The following is a 16,404-nucleotide window of genomic DNA, read 5'->3' on the forward strand; positions in this document are numbered from 1 at the left end:
GGACAGTCCGCCGGGACGCCCCCGGCCGAACGAACTGGAGACATCAGTGCCCACCCTCCGACTCGCCATCGTCGGCGCCGGCCCGGCCGGGATCTACGCGGCCGACATCCTCCTGCGCGAAGCCCACGGCTACGACGTGTCGATCGACCTGTTCGAGCAGCTCCCCGCGCCGTACGGGCTGGTGCGGTACGGCGTCGCGCCGGACCACCCCCGCATCAAGGGCATCGTCAACGCGCTGCGTGACGTGCTCGACCGCGGGGTCGTGCGGCTGTTCGGCAACGTGCGCTTCGGCGAGGACATCACCCTCGACGACCTCAAGCAGCACTACCACGCGGTGCTGTTCTCGACCGGCGCGATCAAGGACGCCGACCTCGACGTGCCCGGTGTCGAGCTCGAGGGCTCGCACGGCGCCGCGGACTTCGTCAGCTGGTTCGACGGCCACCCGGACGTGCCGCGCACCTGGCCGCTCGACGCCGAGAGCGTCGCGGTGATCGGCAACGGCAACGTCGCACTCGACGTGTCCCGCATCCTCGCCAAGCACGCCGACGACCTGCTGCCCACCGAGATCCCCGCGAACGTGTACGAGGGCCTCAAGGCGAGCCCGGTCACCGACGTGCACGTGTTCGGCCGTCGCGGCCCGGCGCAGGTGAAGTTCACGCCGCTCGAGCTCCGCGAGCTCGGCGAGCTCCGCGACGTCGACATGGTCGTGTACGACGAGGACTTCGACCACGACGAGGCGTCCCGCACCGCGATCCAGACGAACAAGCAGGTCATGGTGATGAACCGCGTGCTCGAGTCGTGGCGCGGCCGCGAGGTCGGTCAGGCGAGCCGCCGACTGCACCTGCACTTCTACGCGAAGCCGCTCGAGATCGTGGGGGAGGACGGCCACGTCGCCGCCCTGCGCTACGAGCGCACCCGTCCGGACGGCCAGGGCGGCGTCGAGGGCACCGGCGAGGTCCGCGAGGTCCCCGTGCAGGCCGTCTACCGCGCCGTGGGGTACTTCGGTTCGCCGCTGCCCGGGGTGCCGTTCGACGAGCGCTACGGCGTGATCCCGAACCACGAGGGCCAGGTCCTCGGCGAGGACGGCTCGCAGCTGCCCGGCGTCTACGCGACGGGGTGGATCAAGCGCGGCCCGGTCGGCCTCATCGGCCACACGAAGTCCGACGCGATGGAGACCGTGCAGCACATCGTGAACGACCAGGCCTCCTGGTGGACCCCGGCCGACCCGTCCCCGGAGGCGGTCCCGGCCCTCCTCCGTGCGCGCGGCGTCGCGTTCACCGACCTCGACGGCTGGCACGCCCTCGACCAGCACGAGATCGCCCTCGGTGCCGCCGAGGGGCGGGAGCGCATCAAGGTGGTCCCGCGCGACGAGATGGTCGACGTCTCCCTCCGCCGCGCGGACGCCCCGGCGAGCTGAGCCGACGCACCGCGATGACCGCCGCACACCCCGCACCGCCCGCCGCGATGCGGGGTGTGCTCGTCGCGCCCGGGCGTCTGCAGGGTGTCGACGTCGCGCGGGCGCTCGCCCTCCTCGGGATGATGGCCGCGCACGTCGGCGGTGTCGGCGAGGGGGTCGACTGGGGCGACCCGGCGACGTGGTCGGCGGTCGTGAACGGCCGGTCGGCGGCGCTCTTCGCGGTGCTCGCCGGGGTGTCGGTGGGGCTCACGAGCGGTCGGACGCGCCCGCCCGGTCCGCCCGCGATCGGCCGGGTGCGGGCACGGCTCGCCGTCCGGGCGGTCGTGGTCGTCGCGATCGGACTGCTCCTCATGGCACTGGACACGCCGGTGTACGTGATCCTGCCGACGTACGGGGCGCTGTTCCTGCTCGTGGTCCCGGTGCTGCGACTCCGCGCCCGCTGGCTCGTCGTCGTCGCGGCGGTCTGCGCCCTCGTCTCCCCGCTCGCTGCGCTCGCGGTCGTCCCGCTCTCCGCCGACGCCGACATGTTCGGGATCCAGCTCGGCCTGGTGTACCCCGTGATCACCTTCCTGGCGTACGTGCTCGTCGGTCTCGCGGTCGCCAGGGCCGGACTGGAGGCGCGGCGCACCCAGGTCGCGCTCCTCGCGTCCGGCACGCTGGCCGCCGTCACGGCCTACGTGGTCGGCGGTCTCCTCGCACCGGTACCGGACGAGGCCGCGCTCTACGGCTTCGCGGGCCTGCCGTTCCTGCCGGAGGACACCACGCCGGCGGGGCTGGTCGCGCAGCTGTTCCTCTCGCCGCGTGACCACTCCTCGTCGACGGTCGACGTGGTCGGCACGGCGGGCGTCGCCGTGGCCGTGATCGCGCTCTGCACGCTCCTGCTCGACGGGCGCGGGCGGGCGGTGTCCAGGGTCGCGTACCCGCTGGCGGCGGTCGGGTCGATGCCGCTCACGGTGTACGCCGGGCACCTCGTGGTCATCGCCGCCCTCGGGGAACTGCCCGCGTCGGGGACGGCGTGGGCGCTGTTCGCGATCGGCTCGGTGCTCGTCGCCGTGGTGTGGCGGGCGTTCCTCGGGCGCGGTCCGCTGGAACGCCTGGTCGCGCGCCTGACCGGGTTGGTGCCCGCCGGGCGGTGACCCGGGTGGTCGCGGCGTTCCGGACCAGGTCGCCGCCACGCGGACCGTCGAACGGACGGTCCGCCGCCCGCTGCCGTGCCGGCCCCGTGCACCCCGCCGAGCAGCGGGGCGGACGCGGGGCGCGCCTCCCGAACGGGGCTACTGCAGGGCGGCGGTGAGCCGCGCGACGTTGTCGAGCACCTGCGACCGGCGCGGTCGTTCGAGCCACGCGTCGAGCGTGAGCTCGAACGAGGCCTCCTTGTAGGCGTCCTGCACCCTGCGCAGGGCATCGACGAACGTGCGCCCGCGGACCATGACCGACACCTCGAGGTTGAGGCTGAACGAGCGCATGTCCATGTTGCTCGACCCGATCACCGACACGTCGTCGTCGATCGTGAAGTGCTTCGCGTGCAGGATCGTCGGTGCCCGGTACAGCCAGATGCGGACCCCGGCGCGGAGCAGCTCCTCGTAGTAGGAGCGCTGGGCGTGCCAGGTCATCGCGTGGTCGCCCATCTCGCCGACGAACAGCTCGACCGCGACGCCGCGCTGGGCGGTCGTCGTGATGGCGTACAGCATCGAGTCGTCCGGGACGAAGTACGGCGACGTGATCGACACCTTGTCCTGGGCGGCGTAGAGCAGCGCGTTGAACAGGCGCAGGTTGTTCTCGCCGTCGAAGCCGGGGCCCGACGGCACGACCTGGCAGTCCAGCGCGTCGTCGCGGTCGGCCCGGTGCACGGGGTCGCTCTCCCGGAGCAGGAGCTCGTCGGTCTCGCTGTACCAGTCGGTGACGAACAGGGCATTGAGTCCGGCGACCACGGGACCCTCGAACCGGGCGAACAGGTCCTTGTAGACCATCCCGCGTTCGATGTGCGACTTCAGGTCGTACGACGGGTCGATCAGGTTCTGCGAGCCGGTGAACGCGACCGAGCCGTCGATCACCATGATCTTGCGGTGGTTGCGGAGGTCGGGCCGCTGGAACTTCCCCTGGAGCGGCTGGAGGGGCAGCATCAGGTGCCACTCGATGCCGGCCTCGTCGAGGAAGGCCAGCGTCTCCTTGTAGCCCGGGTAGCCGCGGCTCGCCCAGTGGTCGAGCAGGAACCGGACCGTCACGCCGCGGGCCTGCGCACGGGCGAGGGCCTCGAAGTACGGGCGGGTCGTGTCGTCGATCGTCGCGATGTAGAACTCGACGTGCACGAAGCGACGCGCCTGGTCGATCGCGCGGGTCATCTCCTGGACGGACTCGTACGAGTCCGGGTAGAGCTCCGCGGAGTTGCCGCCGACGAGGGGCATCGACCCGAGCTCGCGGTTGAGCTTCGTGATGCTCTCGAGCCACGGCGGCCACGGGTGGTCCCGGCGGACACGCTCGATGCCCTCGGTCTGCTCGAGGATGTACGCGTTGATCTCGGTCTGCTTCTCACGCCGTGCCCGCGGCAGCTTCGTCGACCCGATCACCAGGAAGACGATGAAGCCGATGTAGGGGATGAGGAAGATCGCGAGCAGCCACGCGGTCGCGGTCTGCGGCTTCCGGTTGTACGGGACGTAGATGATCGAGAAGACGCGGATCGCCAGGTCGAGCAGGACCAGGAGGATCGTGAGTGCGACGCCGAGCCAGTGCTCCACGGGGCGGGGCGCTAGCGGAAGTTCACGAACTGCAGCGGCACGTCGAACTCTTCACCCTTGAGGAGCTGGATCGTGTTCTGCAGGTCGTCGCGGCTCTTCGAGGAGACGCGGAGCTCGTCTCCCTGGATCTGGCTCTTCACGCTCTTCGCGGCGTTGGCCCGGAGGAAGGCGCCGATCTTCTTGGCGACGTCCTGCTCGATGCCGTTCTTGAACTTCACCTCGATGCGGTACTCCTTGCCCGAGGCGAAGGGCTCGCCCGCATCGAGGCTCTTGAGGCTGATGTCGCGCTTGATCGCCTTGGTCTGCAGCACGTCGAGGACGGCCTTGGCGCGCTCCTCGGAGTTCGCCTTGATGAGGACGTCCTCGCCGCTGAACGCGACCGAGGCGCCGGCGCCCTTGAAGTCGTAGCGCTGCTCGATCTCCTTGGCCGCCTGGTTGACGGCGTTCTCCGCCTCCATCTTGTCGACCTTGCTCACCACGTCGAAGGAACTGTCTGCCATGCCGGACAGCCTAACTGCGCGCGGGTCGGCCGGTTCGGCCCGGTGGCGGGCCTGTGGAGGAGGCGGCTCCTGTGGCCCGCTGTGCAGGAAGGACCGTGCTCGTCGCCGCCCGGACGGTGGTCACGACCACCCTCCGCTATCCGCTATGCTCTTGGAGCGCCTTCGGTTGGTGATCACACGAGCCGGGTGCGCACATGGCGAGTTACCCAAGCGGCCAAAGGGATCTGACTGTAAATCAGCCGGCGTAGCCTTCGGGGGTTCGAATCCCTCACTCGCCACCACATCGAGTGCCTCGTCCGTCGGACGGGGCATTCGTCGTTCACGGGGTGTTCGTCGTTCCCGGGGCATTCGTCGTTCCTGGGGCGTTCGTCCTTCCCGGGGCCGTGTCGTGCCGATCGGGGCCGGGTCGACCGTGCGCGTCGGTCCTGCGTTCCCGCGCACCTGCGAGGGCATCCGGTGTCGCATCCGCGAGGATGGACCCATGCCCGAAGCACCCGCCCCGTCCTGGTTCGCCGACCTCGCCGAGACCATCGCCCTCGAAGCCGCCGCCCTCGCCGCGCGACACCGAGCCGCGGGGGTCGAGGTCGCCGACCGCAAGTCGAGCATCGTGGACGTCGTCACACCTGCCGACCGCGAGGTCGAGGAGCTCGTCCGGCGCCGCATCGCCGAGGCCCGTCCCGACGACGGCTTCCACGGGGAGGAGTCCGGCTCGGGAGCCGGCTCCTCGGGCTACACGTGGGTCGTCGACCCCATCGACGGCACGGTCAACTTCCTCTACGGCAGCGAGGCGTACGGCGTGAGCATCGGCGTCGTGCGCGGCGCCCCGGACCCCGCCACGTGGGAGCCGGTGGCCGGGGTCGTCGTCGTCCCCGCGACCGGCACCGTGTTCCGTGCCGCTGCGGGCGCCGGGGCGACCCGGGACGGCGTGCCGCTGCACGTCTCCGCCCCGCCGACCCTGGCCGAGACCCTCGTCGCCACCGGGTTCGGCTACACGGCCGACCGACGCCGGGAGCAGGTCGCCGTGCTCGCCGGGTTCATCGGTGAGGTCCGGGACATCCGCCGCGGGGGAGCGGCCTCGCTCGACTGCTGCGCGGTCGGTGCGGGCACCGTCGACGCCTACTACGAACGCGGCATCAACCCGTGGGACATGGCCGCCGGCGCGGTCGTCGCGGCCGAGGCCGGTGCGGTCGTGCGGATCTGGGAGGCCGGCGGGATCCGCTCCTTCCTGTTCGCGGCGCCGTCGATCGCCGACGCGCTCGAGTCGCTCGTCCGCGGGGCGGAGCGGGACGTCCTCGGCGACTGACCCGCTCCCGTCCCGGCACCCGACCGCGCCGCGCCGTGGCCACGGGGCACGATCGTGCACGGTCGTGCAGCGGACTGGCGAGGCGGGACGGCCCCTGCTAGCGTGCTCAGGTCCCGTTACCGGCTCGTTACCAACGAGCGCCTCGCGCCCCGATCAGGATCACCACCGAACCGCATGCCCCACGCTCCGCTGCCGTCCACCCGTCCCGACGCCACCACCGGCCCCGAGCCGGTCGTGCACCTCACCCGACGCGCTCGCATCGAAGCCGAGCGTCGGACGGCCGCCGTCCCGGAGACCGCGGCGTCCGACGAGGGCGGTCTCGACGCATCGGCGTTCGGTCGGACCACGTTCGACACCGGTGAGTTCGACCGTCTCGTCGCACCGGGAGCCCCCGCCGCACCGGGAGCAGCAGCCGCGCCGGTGTCCCCGGTCGACCTCGCGCCCGCGTCGCCGGTGCTGCCGGAGCCCGTGGTCGGGGCGGTCACGCCGCCGGCCCCCACGTCGCCCGTGCCCGCGCCGGAGCAGCACGTCGCTCCCGAGCGCACGGCCTCGCCCGAGGGCCGGACCTCGCCGGAGCGCCGGTCCGCGACCGACGCCGGCCCCCGCCGTGTCCTCGGGCAGGTCCCCGCGGGTCGACGCGCTGCCCGCACGACGTCCCCCGCGCCGGAACGTCGTCGTGGCACGGCTCCCGCGCGCACGACCCCGGTCGCGCAGTCGGCGGCACGTGGGACGTCCTTCCGTCGGAACGCCTCGCGGGTCACGGCCGTCGGTGCGCTCCTGTTCGCGGCGGGCCTCGTCGTCTCGACCTCGCTGCCCGCGCAGGCGCTCTGGGTCGCGAACGGCGACACGACCACCGAGCGCACCCCGGCCCGCGCAGCGCAGACGCTCAGCGTCGGCGGCAGCACCGCGGCAGCCGAGACCACACGCGACCAGTACTCGGTGTCGGCGACGACCCAGTACAAGAACGTCGACTCGTCGGCGTTCTCGAACGACCCCGGCGGCGCGATCCAGTGGCCGTTCCTGACCGGCGTGCCGATCACCTCGGGCTTCGGCGGGCGCCAGGTCGCCGGCTGCTCGTTCTGCTCCACGAACCACATGGGCATCGACTTCGCGCCCGGCGAGGGCACCCCGATCCGGTCCGTCGCGGCGGGCACCGTCATCAAGGTGCAGGCGCACGACGGCGGCTTCGGCAACGACGTCTGGGTGCAGCACGACGTCGACGGCAAGCGGTTCGTCAGCGTCTACGGCCACATGAAGGACAACACCTTCACGGTGGTCAAGGGGCAGGAGGTCGAGGTCGGCGACGTGCTCGGCCAGGTCGGCTCCACCGGCAACTCCACGGGACCGCACCTGCACCTCGAGATCCACGTCGACGGCGTCCCCGTGGACCCGCTGGCGTGGCTCAAGGCCAACGCGAGCTAGCGGGGGAGCGGCGGCACGCCCGGGCGTCTCGTCCGGTTCCTGACCACCGTCGCGAGTCTGCTACTCTCATCTGGTGCCGCCGAGCGGCACTCGCCCCGATAGCTCAGTGGTAGAGCACTTCCATGGTAAGGAAGGGGTCGTCAGTTCAATCCTGACTCGGGGCTCCGACCCGGAGCTGCTACCGCTCCGGATCTCTGGCGGGGTAGCTCAGTTGGTTAGAGCACACGACTCATAATCGTGGGGTCACGGGTTCAAGTCCCGTCCTCGCTACCACAAGCCCGGCGATCCGCTCGCCGGGCTTTCGCCGTTCCCGGGCGCGTGTCGTCCCCGGGCGCGTGTCGTCCCCGGGAGCGCGTCGTTCCCAGGTCCTGGTCGTTCCCGGGCGTGCGTCGTCGCCGACTGGCTCTTCCCGTTCGTCCGCGGTTCCCAGGCAGCGCACGCCGCTCAGCGCGGCGGCCCGGTCAGCCCCCCGGCCGACCGCAGCGCCCGCTCGAGCACCGCGTTGACCTGCTGCCACGCCGACCGTCGCCGCTGGGCACCGATGCCCCCGCCGGACACGGCCGTGCCGCTCCCGGCCGGCCGCAGCGTGATCGTGGTCGACGTCCCCGTGACGGTCGTCGACAGCTCGTAGCGTCGGAACTCCCGCGACGGGTGCACGAGCGCCCCGAGCAGGATCGTCAACACGCGGCTGCCCGCGGTGGCGGTGATCGTCCCGCCCGTGGTCTCGACCCGGTGGCCCGTCCGGCGCAGCGCAGCACCGGCCACCTCCATGGCCGCGCACCGGTCGCCGGTGTGGACCGCGAACTCGGTCGTCGTCTCCATCGTCCCTCCCCAACCGCAGAGCGCTCCCGCGTCTTCCCCGGGAGCCGCGACCTCCCCCGAAGTCGCGTTCCGAGCATATCCGACGACTCCTCGGCTCCAGCTGCGGCCCGGGCCGGGTGTCGCGGGCGCTCGGTAGACTCCCGCACGTGTCAGTGAACCCCGAGCTCGTCGGCAGGACGTTCCCGCCGGCCCAGCCCTACCTCGTCGGGCGCGAGAAGGTGCGCGAGTTCTCGCGCGCCGTGTTCGCGACGAACCCGATCCACCTCGACCCCGAGGCTGCCCGCGCCGCCGGGTACGCCGACGTCGTCGCTCCGCCGACGTTCGCCGTCGTCGTGCAGGAGGCGACCCTCGCCCAGCTCCTCGCGGAGCCGGACGCCGGGATCGACTTCTCGCGCGTCGTCCACGGTGAGCAGTCGTTCGCGTACGAGCGCCCGATCGTCGCCGGTGACGAGCTCACCGCGACCCTGACCGTCACGAGCGTCAAGACCCTCGGTGGCAACGCGATGGTGACCGCCGCGTCCGCCGTGGTCGACGCCGACGGTGCGCACGTCGTCACCGCCACGTCCACCCTCGTCGTCCGAGGAGATGACGCATGACCGCCTCCGTCCCCGCCGTCGAGGTCGGCACGGTCGTCGCCGAGCGCGAGGTCCACCTGACCCGCGACGCGCTCGTCCGCTACGCCGGCGCCTCGGGTGACTTCAACCCCATCCACTACCGCGACGACGTCGCCGCCTCGGTCGGGCTGCCCGGCGTCCTCGCGCACGGCATGCTCACGATGGGCCTCGCCGTCCAGCCGGTCGCCGAGTGGCTCGGTGACCGCGGCTGGGTCGCGCGCTACGGCGTCCGTTTCACCCGCCCCGTCGTGGTCGACCCGGAGCAGGGTGCGACCGTCGGCGTCGTCGCGAAGGTCGGCACCGTCGACGACGAGGGCCGACCGCAGCGCATCGACCTCACGGTCACCGCGGCCGGTCAGACCGTGCTCGGCAAGGCCCAGGTCACGGTGGTGTTCCACTGACCGTCTCGACGCGTCTCGCCGACCACACGACCTTCCGCGTCGGTGGGCCCGCGACGACGCTCCGCACCGCGGACACGACCGACGAGCTCGTCGCCGCTGTCCGGGACGCCTGGCAGGACGACGACTGGCTCGTCGTCGGCGGGGGGAGCAACCTGCTCGTCGCCGACGCGGGCTTCGACGGCACGGTCGTGCTCGTCCGCACGCGCGGCGTCGACGCGTCGACGGACGCCGACGGCGTCACGGTCCGCGTCGCGGCCGGTGAACCGTGGGACGCGTTCGTCGCGACGACCGTCGCGAACGGCTGGACCGGCCTGGAGGCCCTCAGCGGCATCCCGGGCACGGTCGGTGCCGCCCCCGTGCAGAACATCGGCGCCTACGGGGTCGAGCTGTCCGACGTGCTCACCGCGGTCGACCTCCTCGACGCGTCGACGGGGGAGCGCACGTGGGTGCCCGCGGCCGAGCTGGCGCTCGGCTACCGCACCTCGACGCTCAAGCACGGCCGTCGCGGTGTCGTGCTCGCCGTCGAGTTCCGGCTCGGCACGGCGCCGCAGGAGGGTGTGCCGGTCCGCTACGCCCAGCTCGCCGGTTCCCTCGGGGTCGACCTCGGCACGCCGGTGGCGCCGGAGACGATCCGCGAGACGGTCCTGCGGCTCCGCGGCGCGAAGGGCATGGTGCTCGACGACGCCGACCCGGACACCTGGAGCGCCGGGTCCTTCTTCACGAACCCGATCGTGTCGGCCGCCTTCGCCGAGACGCTGCCCGCCGAGGCGCCCCGCTGGCCCGCCGGCGACCAGGTGAAGCTCAGCGCGGCGTGGCTCATCGAGCACGCCGGGGTGCACCGCGGCTACGCGGTCCCGGGGTCCCGCGCAGCGGTGTCCACGAAGCACACCCTCGCGCTGACGAACCGGGGCGGCGCGACCGCCGCGCAGGTCGCGGAGCTCGCCCGGTACGTCCAGGTGACCGTGCTCAACCGCTTCGGCGTGACGCTCGTGCCGGAACCCGTCGTGGTGGGCGAGCTGACCGACTGAGGCGGTTCGCGCCTCCCGGCCGGACCCACCGTGCCGTCGACGCGACCGGACCGACGCTCAGGACGACACGAGGCGCCCCGCCGCAGCGGGGCGCCTCGTGTCGTCCGGAGCCGGGACGTGCCGTGCGCGACTAGGAGAACAGCCGTGCCAGGCGTGCGACGCCCTCGGCGATGTCGTCGTCGCCGAGTGCGTAGGACAGGCGCAGGTAGCCGGAGGGGCCGAAGGCCTCGCCCGGGACGACCGCGACCTCGGCCTGCTCGAGGATCAGGTCCGCGAGCTCGAGCGTGGTCGTCGGCGTGGACCCGGCCCACTCGCGGCCGAGCAGCGCCGTGACGTCCGGGTAGACGTAGAAGGCACCCTGCGGGGTCGGCGTCGTGAAGCCCGGGATGGCGTTGAGGCCCTCGACGATGGTGCGCCGACGACGGTCGAAGGCCGTGCGCATGGCCTCGACGGGCTCGGTCGGGCCGGTCAGGGCGGCGATCGCGGCCCGCTGCGACACGTTCGACACGTTCGACGACAGGTGGGACTGCAGGTTCGACGCGGCCTTGACGGCGTCGGCGGGGCCGACCATCCACCCGACCCGCCAGCCGGTCATCGCGTAGGTCTTGGCCACACCGTTCACGAGGATCGTCGTGTCGGCGAGGTCGGGGACCGCGTCGAGGATGCCGGTGAACCGGACGCCGTCGTACACGAGGTCCTGGTAGATCTCGTCGCTGATCACCCAGATGCCGTGCTCGAGCGCCCACTCGCCGATGGCCTTCGTCTGCTCTGCGGAGTACACCGAGCCGGTCGGGTTCGAGGGTGAGCAGAAGAGCAGGGCCTTCGTGCGCGGGGTGCGCGCCGCCTCGAGCTGCTCGACCGTGACGAGGTACTCCTGGTCGCTGCCGGCGAAGACCTCGACCGGGGTACCGCCCGCGAGCCGGATCGCCTCGGGGTAGGTCGTCCAGTACGGCGCGGGGAGCAGGACCTCGTCGCCGTCGTCGACGACGGTCTGGAACGCCTGGTACACGGCCTGCTTGCCGCCGTTCGTCACGATCACCTGTGCGGGGTCGACGGCGATGCCGGACTCGCGCGCGGTCTTGTCGGCGACGGCGCGCTTGAGCTCCGGCAGACCGGTCGCGGGCGTGTAGCGGTGGTTGGCCGGGTCCTGGGCAGCGGCGACCGCGGCGTCGACCACGTGCTGCGGCGTCGCGAAGTCCGGCTCGCCCGCGGCGAAGGAGATGACCGGGCGGCCGGCGGCCTTGAGCGCCTTGGCCTTCGCGTCCACCTTGAGCGTCGCCGACTCGGCGATCGCGGCGATCCGGCTCGCGATGCGCGGCCGGTCGGCGGCAGCGGCAGGGCTGTGGTCGGACCCGTGGCGGGCGGACTCGGGGGCGGTGGACTCGGGGCCGGGGGCTGCGGTGCTCACGGCGCCAGCCTACCGGCGCGGCACGCCGGGGCACCGCCCCGAGTGGACAGCGTGTGACGGACTCCCGTACACTCGACCACCGGTGCACGGAACGCCCAGCGTGCCGGCACCGCGGGGGATCCCACAGGGATCGTCTCCCTAGGGCGGTGGCTCAATTGGTAGAGCAGCGGTCTCCAAAACCGCAGGTTGCAGGTTCGAGTCCTGTCCGCCCTGCAAGTCTGGAAGGTGTGAAGTTGGCGAGCAAGGACATGGAAACGACGGCGGACGACGTCGTCGCGAAGGCGAAGGCCGACCGCGCCGCACGCGGTGGCCCCTTCGCTGCCATCGCCCTCTTCATCCGCCAGGTCATCGGCGAACTCCGCAAGGTCGTCACGCCGACGCGCAAGGAGCTCTTCAGCTACACCGGCGTCGTCCTGATCTTCGTGATCGTGATGATGATCCTGGTGTCGATCCTCGACTTCGTGTTCGGCCTCGGCGTCGGCTACGTCTTCGGCAACGGTCCGACGGTCTGACCCCGGCACCGCCCGGACCGCCTCCGGGCGACTCGGGCGTCGGCTGGCCTCCGCGGCTTCCGACAGGAGTACGGTCACCCGAGACGGCGCCGGACGCGAAGCGATCCGACCGCACCACCGATCCGCACCACCGAACGGAAAGAACCGCAGTGTCTGACTACTCCCGCGACGACATCGACCTCGCCACGGCTGCTGAGCAGTCCTCCGAGGTCGAGGAGAACCAGGAAGGCGACGTCGAGACCGCCGAGGGCCGTTCGGTCGAGTCGGCCGAGGAGCGTGCGATCTCCGTCGAGGACGAGGACGACGAGTCCCTCGGGCTGAGCGACGAGCCGGACGACGGCACCGTCGACACCTCGATCGACGAGGCGCTCACCGCCCTGCAGGAAGCCCGTGACCCCGAGGCGGACGCCGTCGTCGACGACGCCCTCGAGATCGACACCCCCGACGAGGCCGAGGCCGCCGTCGAGGCCGTCGAGGACGAGGAAGAGACCGAGCTCGAGGACGCCACCGCGGCCGAGGCCAACGAGACGCTCGCCGCCGACGAGGCAGCCGACGCGCTCGAGGACGAGGCCGAGGTCGACCCGTACGACGCCTTCAAGGCCGAGCTCCGGATGAAGCCGGGCAAGTGGTACGTCATCCACTCCTACGCCGGCTTCGAGCGCCGCGTGAAGTCGAACATCGAGAACCGCATGGTGTCGATGTCGATGGAGGACTCGATCTACCAGGTCGAGGTCCCCATGGAGGACGTCGTCGAGATCAAGAACGGCCAGCGCAAGCTCGTCACCCGCGTGCGCATCCCCTCGTACGTGCTCGTCCGCATGGACCTCAACGAGGACTCCTGGTCGGTCGTCCGGCACACCCCGGGCGTCACCGGCTTCGTCGGCAACGCGCACAACCCGACCCCGCTCCGCTTCGACGAGGCCTTCGGCATGCTGAAGTCCCTCGTCCAGGTCGCCGACGCCGCGCCCACCAAGGGCGGCGGCAAGTCCGGCGGTGCGCAGGCGCAGCCGCAGGCCGAGGTCGACTTCGAGGTCGGCGAGACGATCACCATCAAGGAGGGCTCGTTCGCGGGTCTGCCGGGATCGATCTCCGAGATCAAGCCGGAGAGCGGCAAGCTCACGGTCCTCGTCTCGCTCTTCGAGCGCGAGACGCCGGTCGAGCTGAGCTTCGACCAGGTCACCAAGCTCTAGCCCCTGTACCCGTCGGGTACACTGAACAGGTTTGGCCCCGCACGCTGAGCGTGCGGGGCTTCACCGCGGTCCGGATCCGCCGGGCCAGCGGGAGAGTGCACGGGTCCCCGTGCGTTCGATTCCAGGAGGAAAGCGAAACATGGCACCGAAGAAGAAGGTCACGGGCCTGATCAAGCTGCAGATCAACGCGGGCGCCGCCAACCCGGCCCCGCCGATCGGTCCGGCGCTCGGTCAGCACGGCGTGAACATCATGGAGTTCTGCAAGGCGTACAACGCGGCGACCGAGTCGCAGCGTGGCAACGTCGTGCCGGTCGAGATCACCGTCTACGAGGACCGTTCGTTCACGTTCGTCCTCAAGACCCCGCCGGCCGCCGAGCTCATCAAGAAGGCTGCGGGTGTGCAGAAGGGGTCCTCGACCCCGCACACGGTCAAGGTCGCGAAGATCTCGATGGACCAGGTCCGTCAGATCGCCGAGACGAAGCAGGCCGACCTGAACGCCAACGACATCGAGCAGGCCGCGAAGATCATCGCCGGCACCGCGCGTTCGATGGGCATCACGGTCGAGGCCTGAGCCTCCCTGCACCACACACCCCGACCCCTTCCGTGGGAGAGCCTCGCCGGCTCGTCAACCACGTAGCTCTGCAAGGAGAACACCATGGCGAAGAAGTCCAAGGCCTACCAGGCCGCGGCCGCGAAGATCGAGGCCGACAAGTTCTACACCCCGAGCGAGGCAGTCGCCCTCGCGAAGGAGACCGGCTCGGCCAAGACCGACTCGACCATCGAGGTCGCGCTCAAGCTCGGCGTCGACCCCCGCAAGGCCGACCAGATGGTCCGCGGTACGGTCATCCTGCCGCACGGCACGGGCAAGACCGCCCGCGTCATCGTCTTCGCCGTGGGCGCTGCGGCTGAGGCCGCCATCGCCGCCGGTGCCGACGAGGTCGGTGGCGACGAGCTCATCGCGAAGGTCGCCGAGGGCTACACCGCCTTCGACTCCGCCGTCGCGACTCCGGACCTCATGGGCAAGGTCGGTCGTCTCGGAAAGGTGCTCGGCCCGCGTGGCCTCATGCCGAACCCGAAGACCGGCACCGTGACCCCGAACGTCGCGCAGGCCGTCAACGACATCAAGGGCGGCAAGATCGAGTTCCGCGTCGACAAGCACGCCAACGTGCACTTCGTCGTCGGCAAGGCCTCGTTCACGCCGGAGCAGCTCGACGAGAACATCTCGACCGCGCTCGAGGAGATCGTGCGCCTCAAGCCGAGCGCCTCGAAGGGTCGCTACGTCATGAAGGGCGCCGTCTCGACGACCTTCGGCCCGGGCATTCCGCTCGACGTCAACGCGATCTGATCGACTGATCGACCGATCCACCAGGAGGGCCCGCACCGGGAACGGTGCGGGCCCTCCTGCGTGTCGGGCATCGTGTCCGGATAGCGTGGTCGGGTGCGGACCCTCGTCAACTCCCTCCGGCTGATCGTCGTCATCGCCGTGGTCGCCGCGATCCTCGGGCAGTGGCTCGTGAGCATGCGGGCGCCCGACTACTCGCCGTTCGACTTCTTCGGGTACTTCACCATCCAGTCGAACGTGTTCGTCGGAGTGGCGTTCGCTGCGACCCTCGTCGCGGCGGCCCGGCGGAAGCGCTCGGCCCTCCTGCTCAGCGGGATCCGTGGCGCGGCGACGGTGTACATCGCCACGACCGGCGTCGTGTACAACACCCTGCTCGTCGGCGCGGCGGTCGAGAACACCGTGCCGTGGTCGAACGACCTGCTGCACCGGTGGATCCCGCTGTACGTGGTGCTCGACTGGCTGCTGTTCTCGGACCGGGCCCGGCTGCTGCTGCGGCACGTGTGGTGGTTCCTGCTCTACCCGGCGGTCTGGCTCGGCGTCGTGCTGGTCCGAGGGGCGACCGACGGGTGGGTGCCGTACCCGTTCCTGGACCCGTCGCTCGGGTACGGCGTCGTCGCCCTGTACTGCCTCGGCGTCGCGGTGTTCATCGGCCTGATGGGCATCCTGGTCGTGGGGATGAGCCGGCTCCGTCTGGTGCGGGTGTAGCCGGGAACCCAGCGCGGCCGGCAGCGTGGTGCGGTGGTGCGGTGGTGCGGTGGTGTCGGGCCCGGCCGGACCTAGACGCGGAAGGCGCGGAGCTTGTCGAGGACCATGTCGGCGAGCTGCACGAGGCCGCGGATCTGGTCGTCGTCGCGGTCGACCCAGCGGCACTCCGGCTCGTCGGCCACGGGCACGAAGTCGTCATGGCGCTCCCAGACGAACAGCGTGCGGTCGGCCCCGAGCACGTACTGCTGCCACCAGACCTGCCGGAGGTAGTGCCGGGGGATGCTCCGCCAGCCCTTGCCCGTCGTCTTGATCTCGGCGAGGACGAGCCGCTGCGAACCGTCGAGGCCGACCCCGTCCGGGGTGGCGAGGTGCGCGCGGTTCGTGCTGGCGTGGAACAGGTGCGCCGAGGGCTGGATGCCGTGCGTCGCGGCCACCCACGCGGCGATCGCCGGTTCGCGGTCCTTGCCGTGCTCGGTGTACGCGTTGCCCGAGAACCGTGACCCGTACCGCTTGTCGGTGACGACGGCCTCGACCGCGCGGAGCGAGGCGAGGCGGGCGACGTCGGTCGCGGTGATCCCCATCGCGCGGGCGCGGAGCCAGGCGACGCGGTCCGATGAGTGCGCGACGATCCGCTCGGTGTGTCCACGGAGCGCGGTGAACGCGTCGTGCGCCGCAGTCGCGGCGGGGGCGCCGGACGGGGCGGCGGCGGCCGTACCCGACGGGACGGTGGACGCGTCGGCCGTGCGGGGCGTGGCGGCGGTGTGACGCGCCTCCAGGCCGGGGGTGGGGTCGGGCCGGAACGACGGAGTCGACCCGCGGGGTGCCGGGACGACCGGGTCGAAGCCCGGGTCCAGGTCGCCCCACAGGGTGGGCTGCACGATCGTCACCGTACGATTGTCACCCCGCACGCCGACAGGACGCGAACCGACGCGCCTCGACGCCGGCGTGGTCCGCCGTGAGCGGACGGGACCGTGAGCAGACGGGGCCGTGATGGACCGGACCTCG

17 protein-coding genes and 4 tRNA genes are annotated in these 16,404 nt (G+C 71.6%); 16 read left to right on the forward strand and 5 right to left on the reverse strand.

What is annotated here, in order from left to right; genetic code table 11:
* Positions 1 to 46 precede the first annotated feature (46 nt).
* Positions 47 to 1,417, forward strand: coding sequence for an FAD-dependent oxidoreductase (locus BEP24_RS04630; protein ID WP_065960784.1), 1,371 nt, complete (start codon positions 47 to 49; stop codon positions 1,415 to 1,417).
* Positions 1,418 to 1,431: 14 nt separating this feature from the next.
* Positions 1,432 to 2,553, forward strand: coding sequence for a heparan-alpha-glucosaminide N-acetyltransferase domain-containing protein (locus BEP24_RS04635; protein WP_083230079.1), 1,122 nt, complete (start codon positions 1,432 to 1,434; stop codon positions 2,551 to 2,553).
* A gap of 138 nt (positions 2,554 to 2,691) precedes the next feature.
* On the opposite strand, the gene cls is transcribed toward BEP24_RS04635, so the two are convergent.
* Entirely contained in the window at positions 2,692 to 4,152 is a 1,461-nt protein-coding gene (gene cls / locus BEP24_RS04640) for a cardiolipin synthase (RefSeq protein ID WP_065960786.1), read from the reverse strand.
* Between the two features lie 11 nt (positions 4,153 to 4,163).
* Positions 4,164 to 4,652, reverse strand: coding sequence for a YajQ family cyclic di-GMP-binding protein (locus BEP24_RS04645; protein WP_065960788.1), 489 nt, complete (start codon positions 4,650 to 4,652; stop codon positions 4,164 to 4,166).
* A gap of 196 nt (positions 4,653 to 4,848) precedes the next feature.
* On the opposite strand from BEP24_RS04645, the gene BEP24_RS04650 reads away from it, so the two are divergent.
* The 5 genes from BEP24_RS04650 to BEP24_RS04670 all read left to right on the forward strand — a co-directional run bounded on the left by BEP24_RS04650 (position 4,849) and on the right by BEP24_RS04670 (position 7,650).
* A tRNA-Tyr gene (locus tag BEP24_RS04650) sits at positions 4,849 to 4,933 on the forward strand.
* 200 nt (positions 4,934 to 5,133) lie between these two features.
* On the forward strand, positions 5,134 to 5,955 hold the full coding sequence (locus BEP24_RS04655; protein ID WP_065960830.1) for an inositol monophosphatase family protein: 822 nt from the start codon (positions 5,134 to 5,136) through the stop codon (positions 5,953 to 5,955).
* Positions 5,956 to 6,129: 174 nt separating this feature from the next.
* Positions 6,130 to 7,377 carry a M23 family metallopeptidase gene (locus BEP24_RS04660; RefSeq protein WP_065960790.1) on the forward strand — a complete coding sequence of 416 codons (1,248 nt, stop codon included), beginning with the start codon at positions 6,130 to 6,132 and terminating at the stop codon, positions 7,375 to 7,377.
* A gap of 92 nt (positions 7,378 to 7,469) precedes the next feature.
* Positions 7,470 to 7,541: transfer RNA gene (locus BEP24_RS04665), tRNA-Thr, on the forward strand.
* Between the two features lie 32 nt (positions 7,542 to 7,573).
* Positions 7,574 to 7,650 (forward strand) — tRNA-Met (locus BEP24_RS04670).
* A 171-nt stretch (positions 7,651 to 7,821) separates the two neighbouring features.
* Here the strand turns inward: BEP24_RS04670 and BEP24_RS04675 are convergent.
* Positions 7,822 to 8,199: a hypothetical protein gene (locus BEP24_RS04675; RefSeq protein WP_065960791.1), complete on the reverse strand. Its 378-nt coding sequence runs from the start codon at positions 8,197 to 8,199 to the stop codon at positions 7,822 to 7,824.
* A 146-nt stretch (positions 8,200 to 8,345) separates the two neighbouring features.
* On the opposite strand from BEP24_RS04675, the gene BEP24_RS04680 reads away from it, so the two are divergent.
* Genes BEP24_RS04680 through BEP24_RS04690 form a run of 3 tightly spaced genes read left to right on the forward strand, consistent with a single transcriptional unit; the run spans position 8,346 to position 10,242 of the window.
* Positions 8,346 to 8,795, forward strand: coding sequence for a MaoC family dehydratase N-terminal domain-containing protein (locus tag BEP24_RS04680; RefSeq protein WP_065960793.1), 450 nt, complete (start codon positions 8,346 to 8,348; stop codon positions 8,793 to 8,795).
* Entirely contained in the window at positions 8,792 to 9,214 is a 423-nt protein-coding gene (locus tag BEP24_RS04685; RefSeq protein ID WP_065960794.1) for a MaoC/PaaZ C-terminal domain-containing protein, read from the forward strand. The genes BEP24_RS04680 and BEP24_RS04685 overlap by 4 nt, the downstream gene beginning before the upstream one ends.
* On the forward strand, positions 9,211 to 10,242 hold the full coding sequence (locus tag BEP24_RS04690; protein ID WP_065960796.1) for a UDP-N-acetylmuramate dehydrogenase: 1,032 nt from the start codon (positions 9,211 to 9,213) through the stop codon (positions 10,240 to 10,242). The genes BEP24_RS04685 and BEP24_RS04690 overlap by 4 nt, the downstream gene beginning before the upstream one ends.
* A gap of 130 nt (positions 10,243 to 10,372) precedes the next feature.
* On the opposite strand, the gene BEP24_RS04695 is transcribed toward BEP24_RS04690, so the two are convergent.
* Positions 10,373 to 11,554, reverse strand: a complete 1,182-nt coding sequence (locus BEP24_RS04695; protein ID WP_065960833.1) for a pyridoxal phosphate-dependent aminotransferase — start codon at positions 11,552 to 11,554, stop codon at positions 10,373 to 10,375.
* Between the two features lie 236 nt (positions 11,555 to 11,790).
* Here BEP24_RS04695 and BEP24_RS04700 point away from each other — a divergent pair.
* The 6 genes from BEP24_RS04700 to BEP24_RS04725 all read left to right on the forward strand — a co-directional run bounded on the left by BEP24_RS04700 (position 11,791) and on the right by BEP24_RS04725 (position 15,399).
* Positions 11,791 to 11,863 (forward strand) — tRNA-Trp (locus BEP24_RS04700).
* Positions 11,864 to 11,877: 14 nt separating this feature from the next.
* Entirely contained in the window at positions 11,878 to 12,162 is a 285-nt protein-coding gene (gene secE, locus BEP24_RS04705; RefSeq protein ID WP_139197545.1) for a preprotein translocase subunit SecE, read from the forward strand.
* A 149-nt stretch (positions 12,163 to 12,311) separates the two neighbouring features.
* Positions 12,312 to 13,352, forward strand: coding sequence for a transcription termination/antitermination protein NusG (gene nusG, locus BEP24_RS04710; protein ID WP_065960801.1), 1,041 nt, complete (start codon positions 12,312 to 12,314; stop codon positions 13,350 to 13,352).
* A gap of 139 nt (positions 13,353 to 13,491) precedes the next feature.
* A complete protein-coding gene (gene rplK / locus BEP24_RS04715; RefSeq protein WP_017888638.1) occupies positions 13,492 to 13,923 on the forward strand; it encodes a 50S ribosomal protein L11 in 432 nt (143 codons plus the stop codon).
* 84 nt (positions 13,924 to 14,007) lie between these two features.
* Positions 14,008 to 14,697 carry a 50S ribosomal protein L1 gene (rplA, locus tag BEP24_RS04720; protein WP_065960804.1) on the forward strand — a complete coding sequence of 230 codons (690 nt, stop codon included), beginning with the start codon at positions 14,008 to 14,010 and terminating at the stop codon, positions 14,695 to 14,697.
* 93 nt (positions 14,698 to 14,790) lie between these two features.
* Entirely contained in the window at positions 14,791 to 15,399 is a 609-nt protein-coding gene (locus BEP24_RS04725) for a Pr6Pr family membrane protein (protein WP_065960805.1), read from the forward strand.
* A 71-nt stretch (positions 15,400 to 15,470) separates the two neighbouring features.
* Here the strand turns inward: BEP24_RS04725 and BEP24_RS04730 are convergent, their stop codons facing one another.
* Positions 15,471 to 16,028 carry a YqaJ viral recombinase family protein gene (locus BEP24_RS04730; RefSeq protein WP_065960835.1) on the reverse strand — a complete coding sequence of 186 codons (558 nt, stop codon included), beginning with the start codon at positions 16,026 to 16,028 and terminating at the stop codon, positions 15,471 to 15,473.
* Between the last annotated feature and the right edge of the window lie 376 nt (positions 16,029 to 16,404).

Source organism: Curtobacterium sp. UCD-KPL2560 (assembly GCF_001705035.1).
GTDB lineage: Bacteria > Actinomycetota > Actinomycetes > Actinomycetales > Microbacteriaceae > Curtobacterium.

Coding starts and splice junctions, on each gene's coding strand:
- rplA (WP_065960804.1), top strand. CDS start 14,008: ATGGCGAAGAAGTCCAAGGCCTACCAGGCCGCGGCCGCGAAGATCGAG.
- BEP24_RS04635 (WP_083230079.1), top strand. CDS start 1,432: ATGACCGCCGCACACCCCGCACCGCCCGCCGCGATGCGGGGTGTGCTC.
- rplK (WP_017888638.1), top strand. CDS start 13,492: ATGGCACCGAAGAAGAAGGTCACGGGCCTGATCAAGCTGCAGATCAAC.
- BEP24_RS04645 (WP_065960788.1), bottom strand. CDS start 4,652: ATGGCAGACAGTTCCTTCGACGTGGTGAGCAAGGTCGACAAGATGGAG.
- BEP24_RS04655 (WP_065960830.1), top strand. CDS start 5,134: ATGCCCGAAGCACCCGCCCCGTCCTGGTTCGCCGACCTCGCCGAGACC.
- BEP24_RS04660 (WP_065960790.1), top strand. CDS start 6,130: ATGCCCCACGCTCCGCTGCCGTCCACCCGTCCCGACGCCACCACCGGC.
- BEP24_RS04685 (WP_065960794.1), top strand. CDS start 8,792: ATGACCGCCTCCGTCCCCGCCGTCGAGGTCGGCACGGTCGTCGCCGAG.
- BEP24_RS04675 (WP_065960791.1), bottom strand. CDS start 8,199: ATGGAGACGACGACCGAGTTCGCGGTCCACACCGGCGACCGGTGCGCG.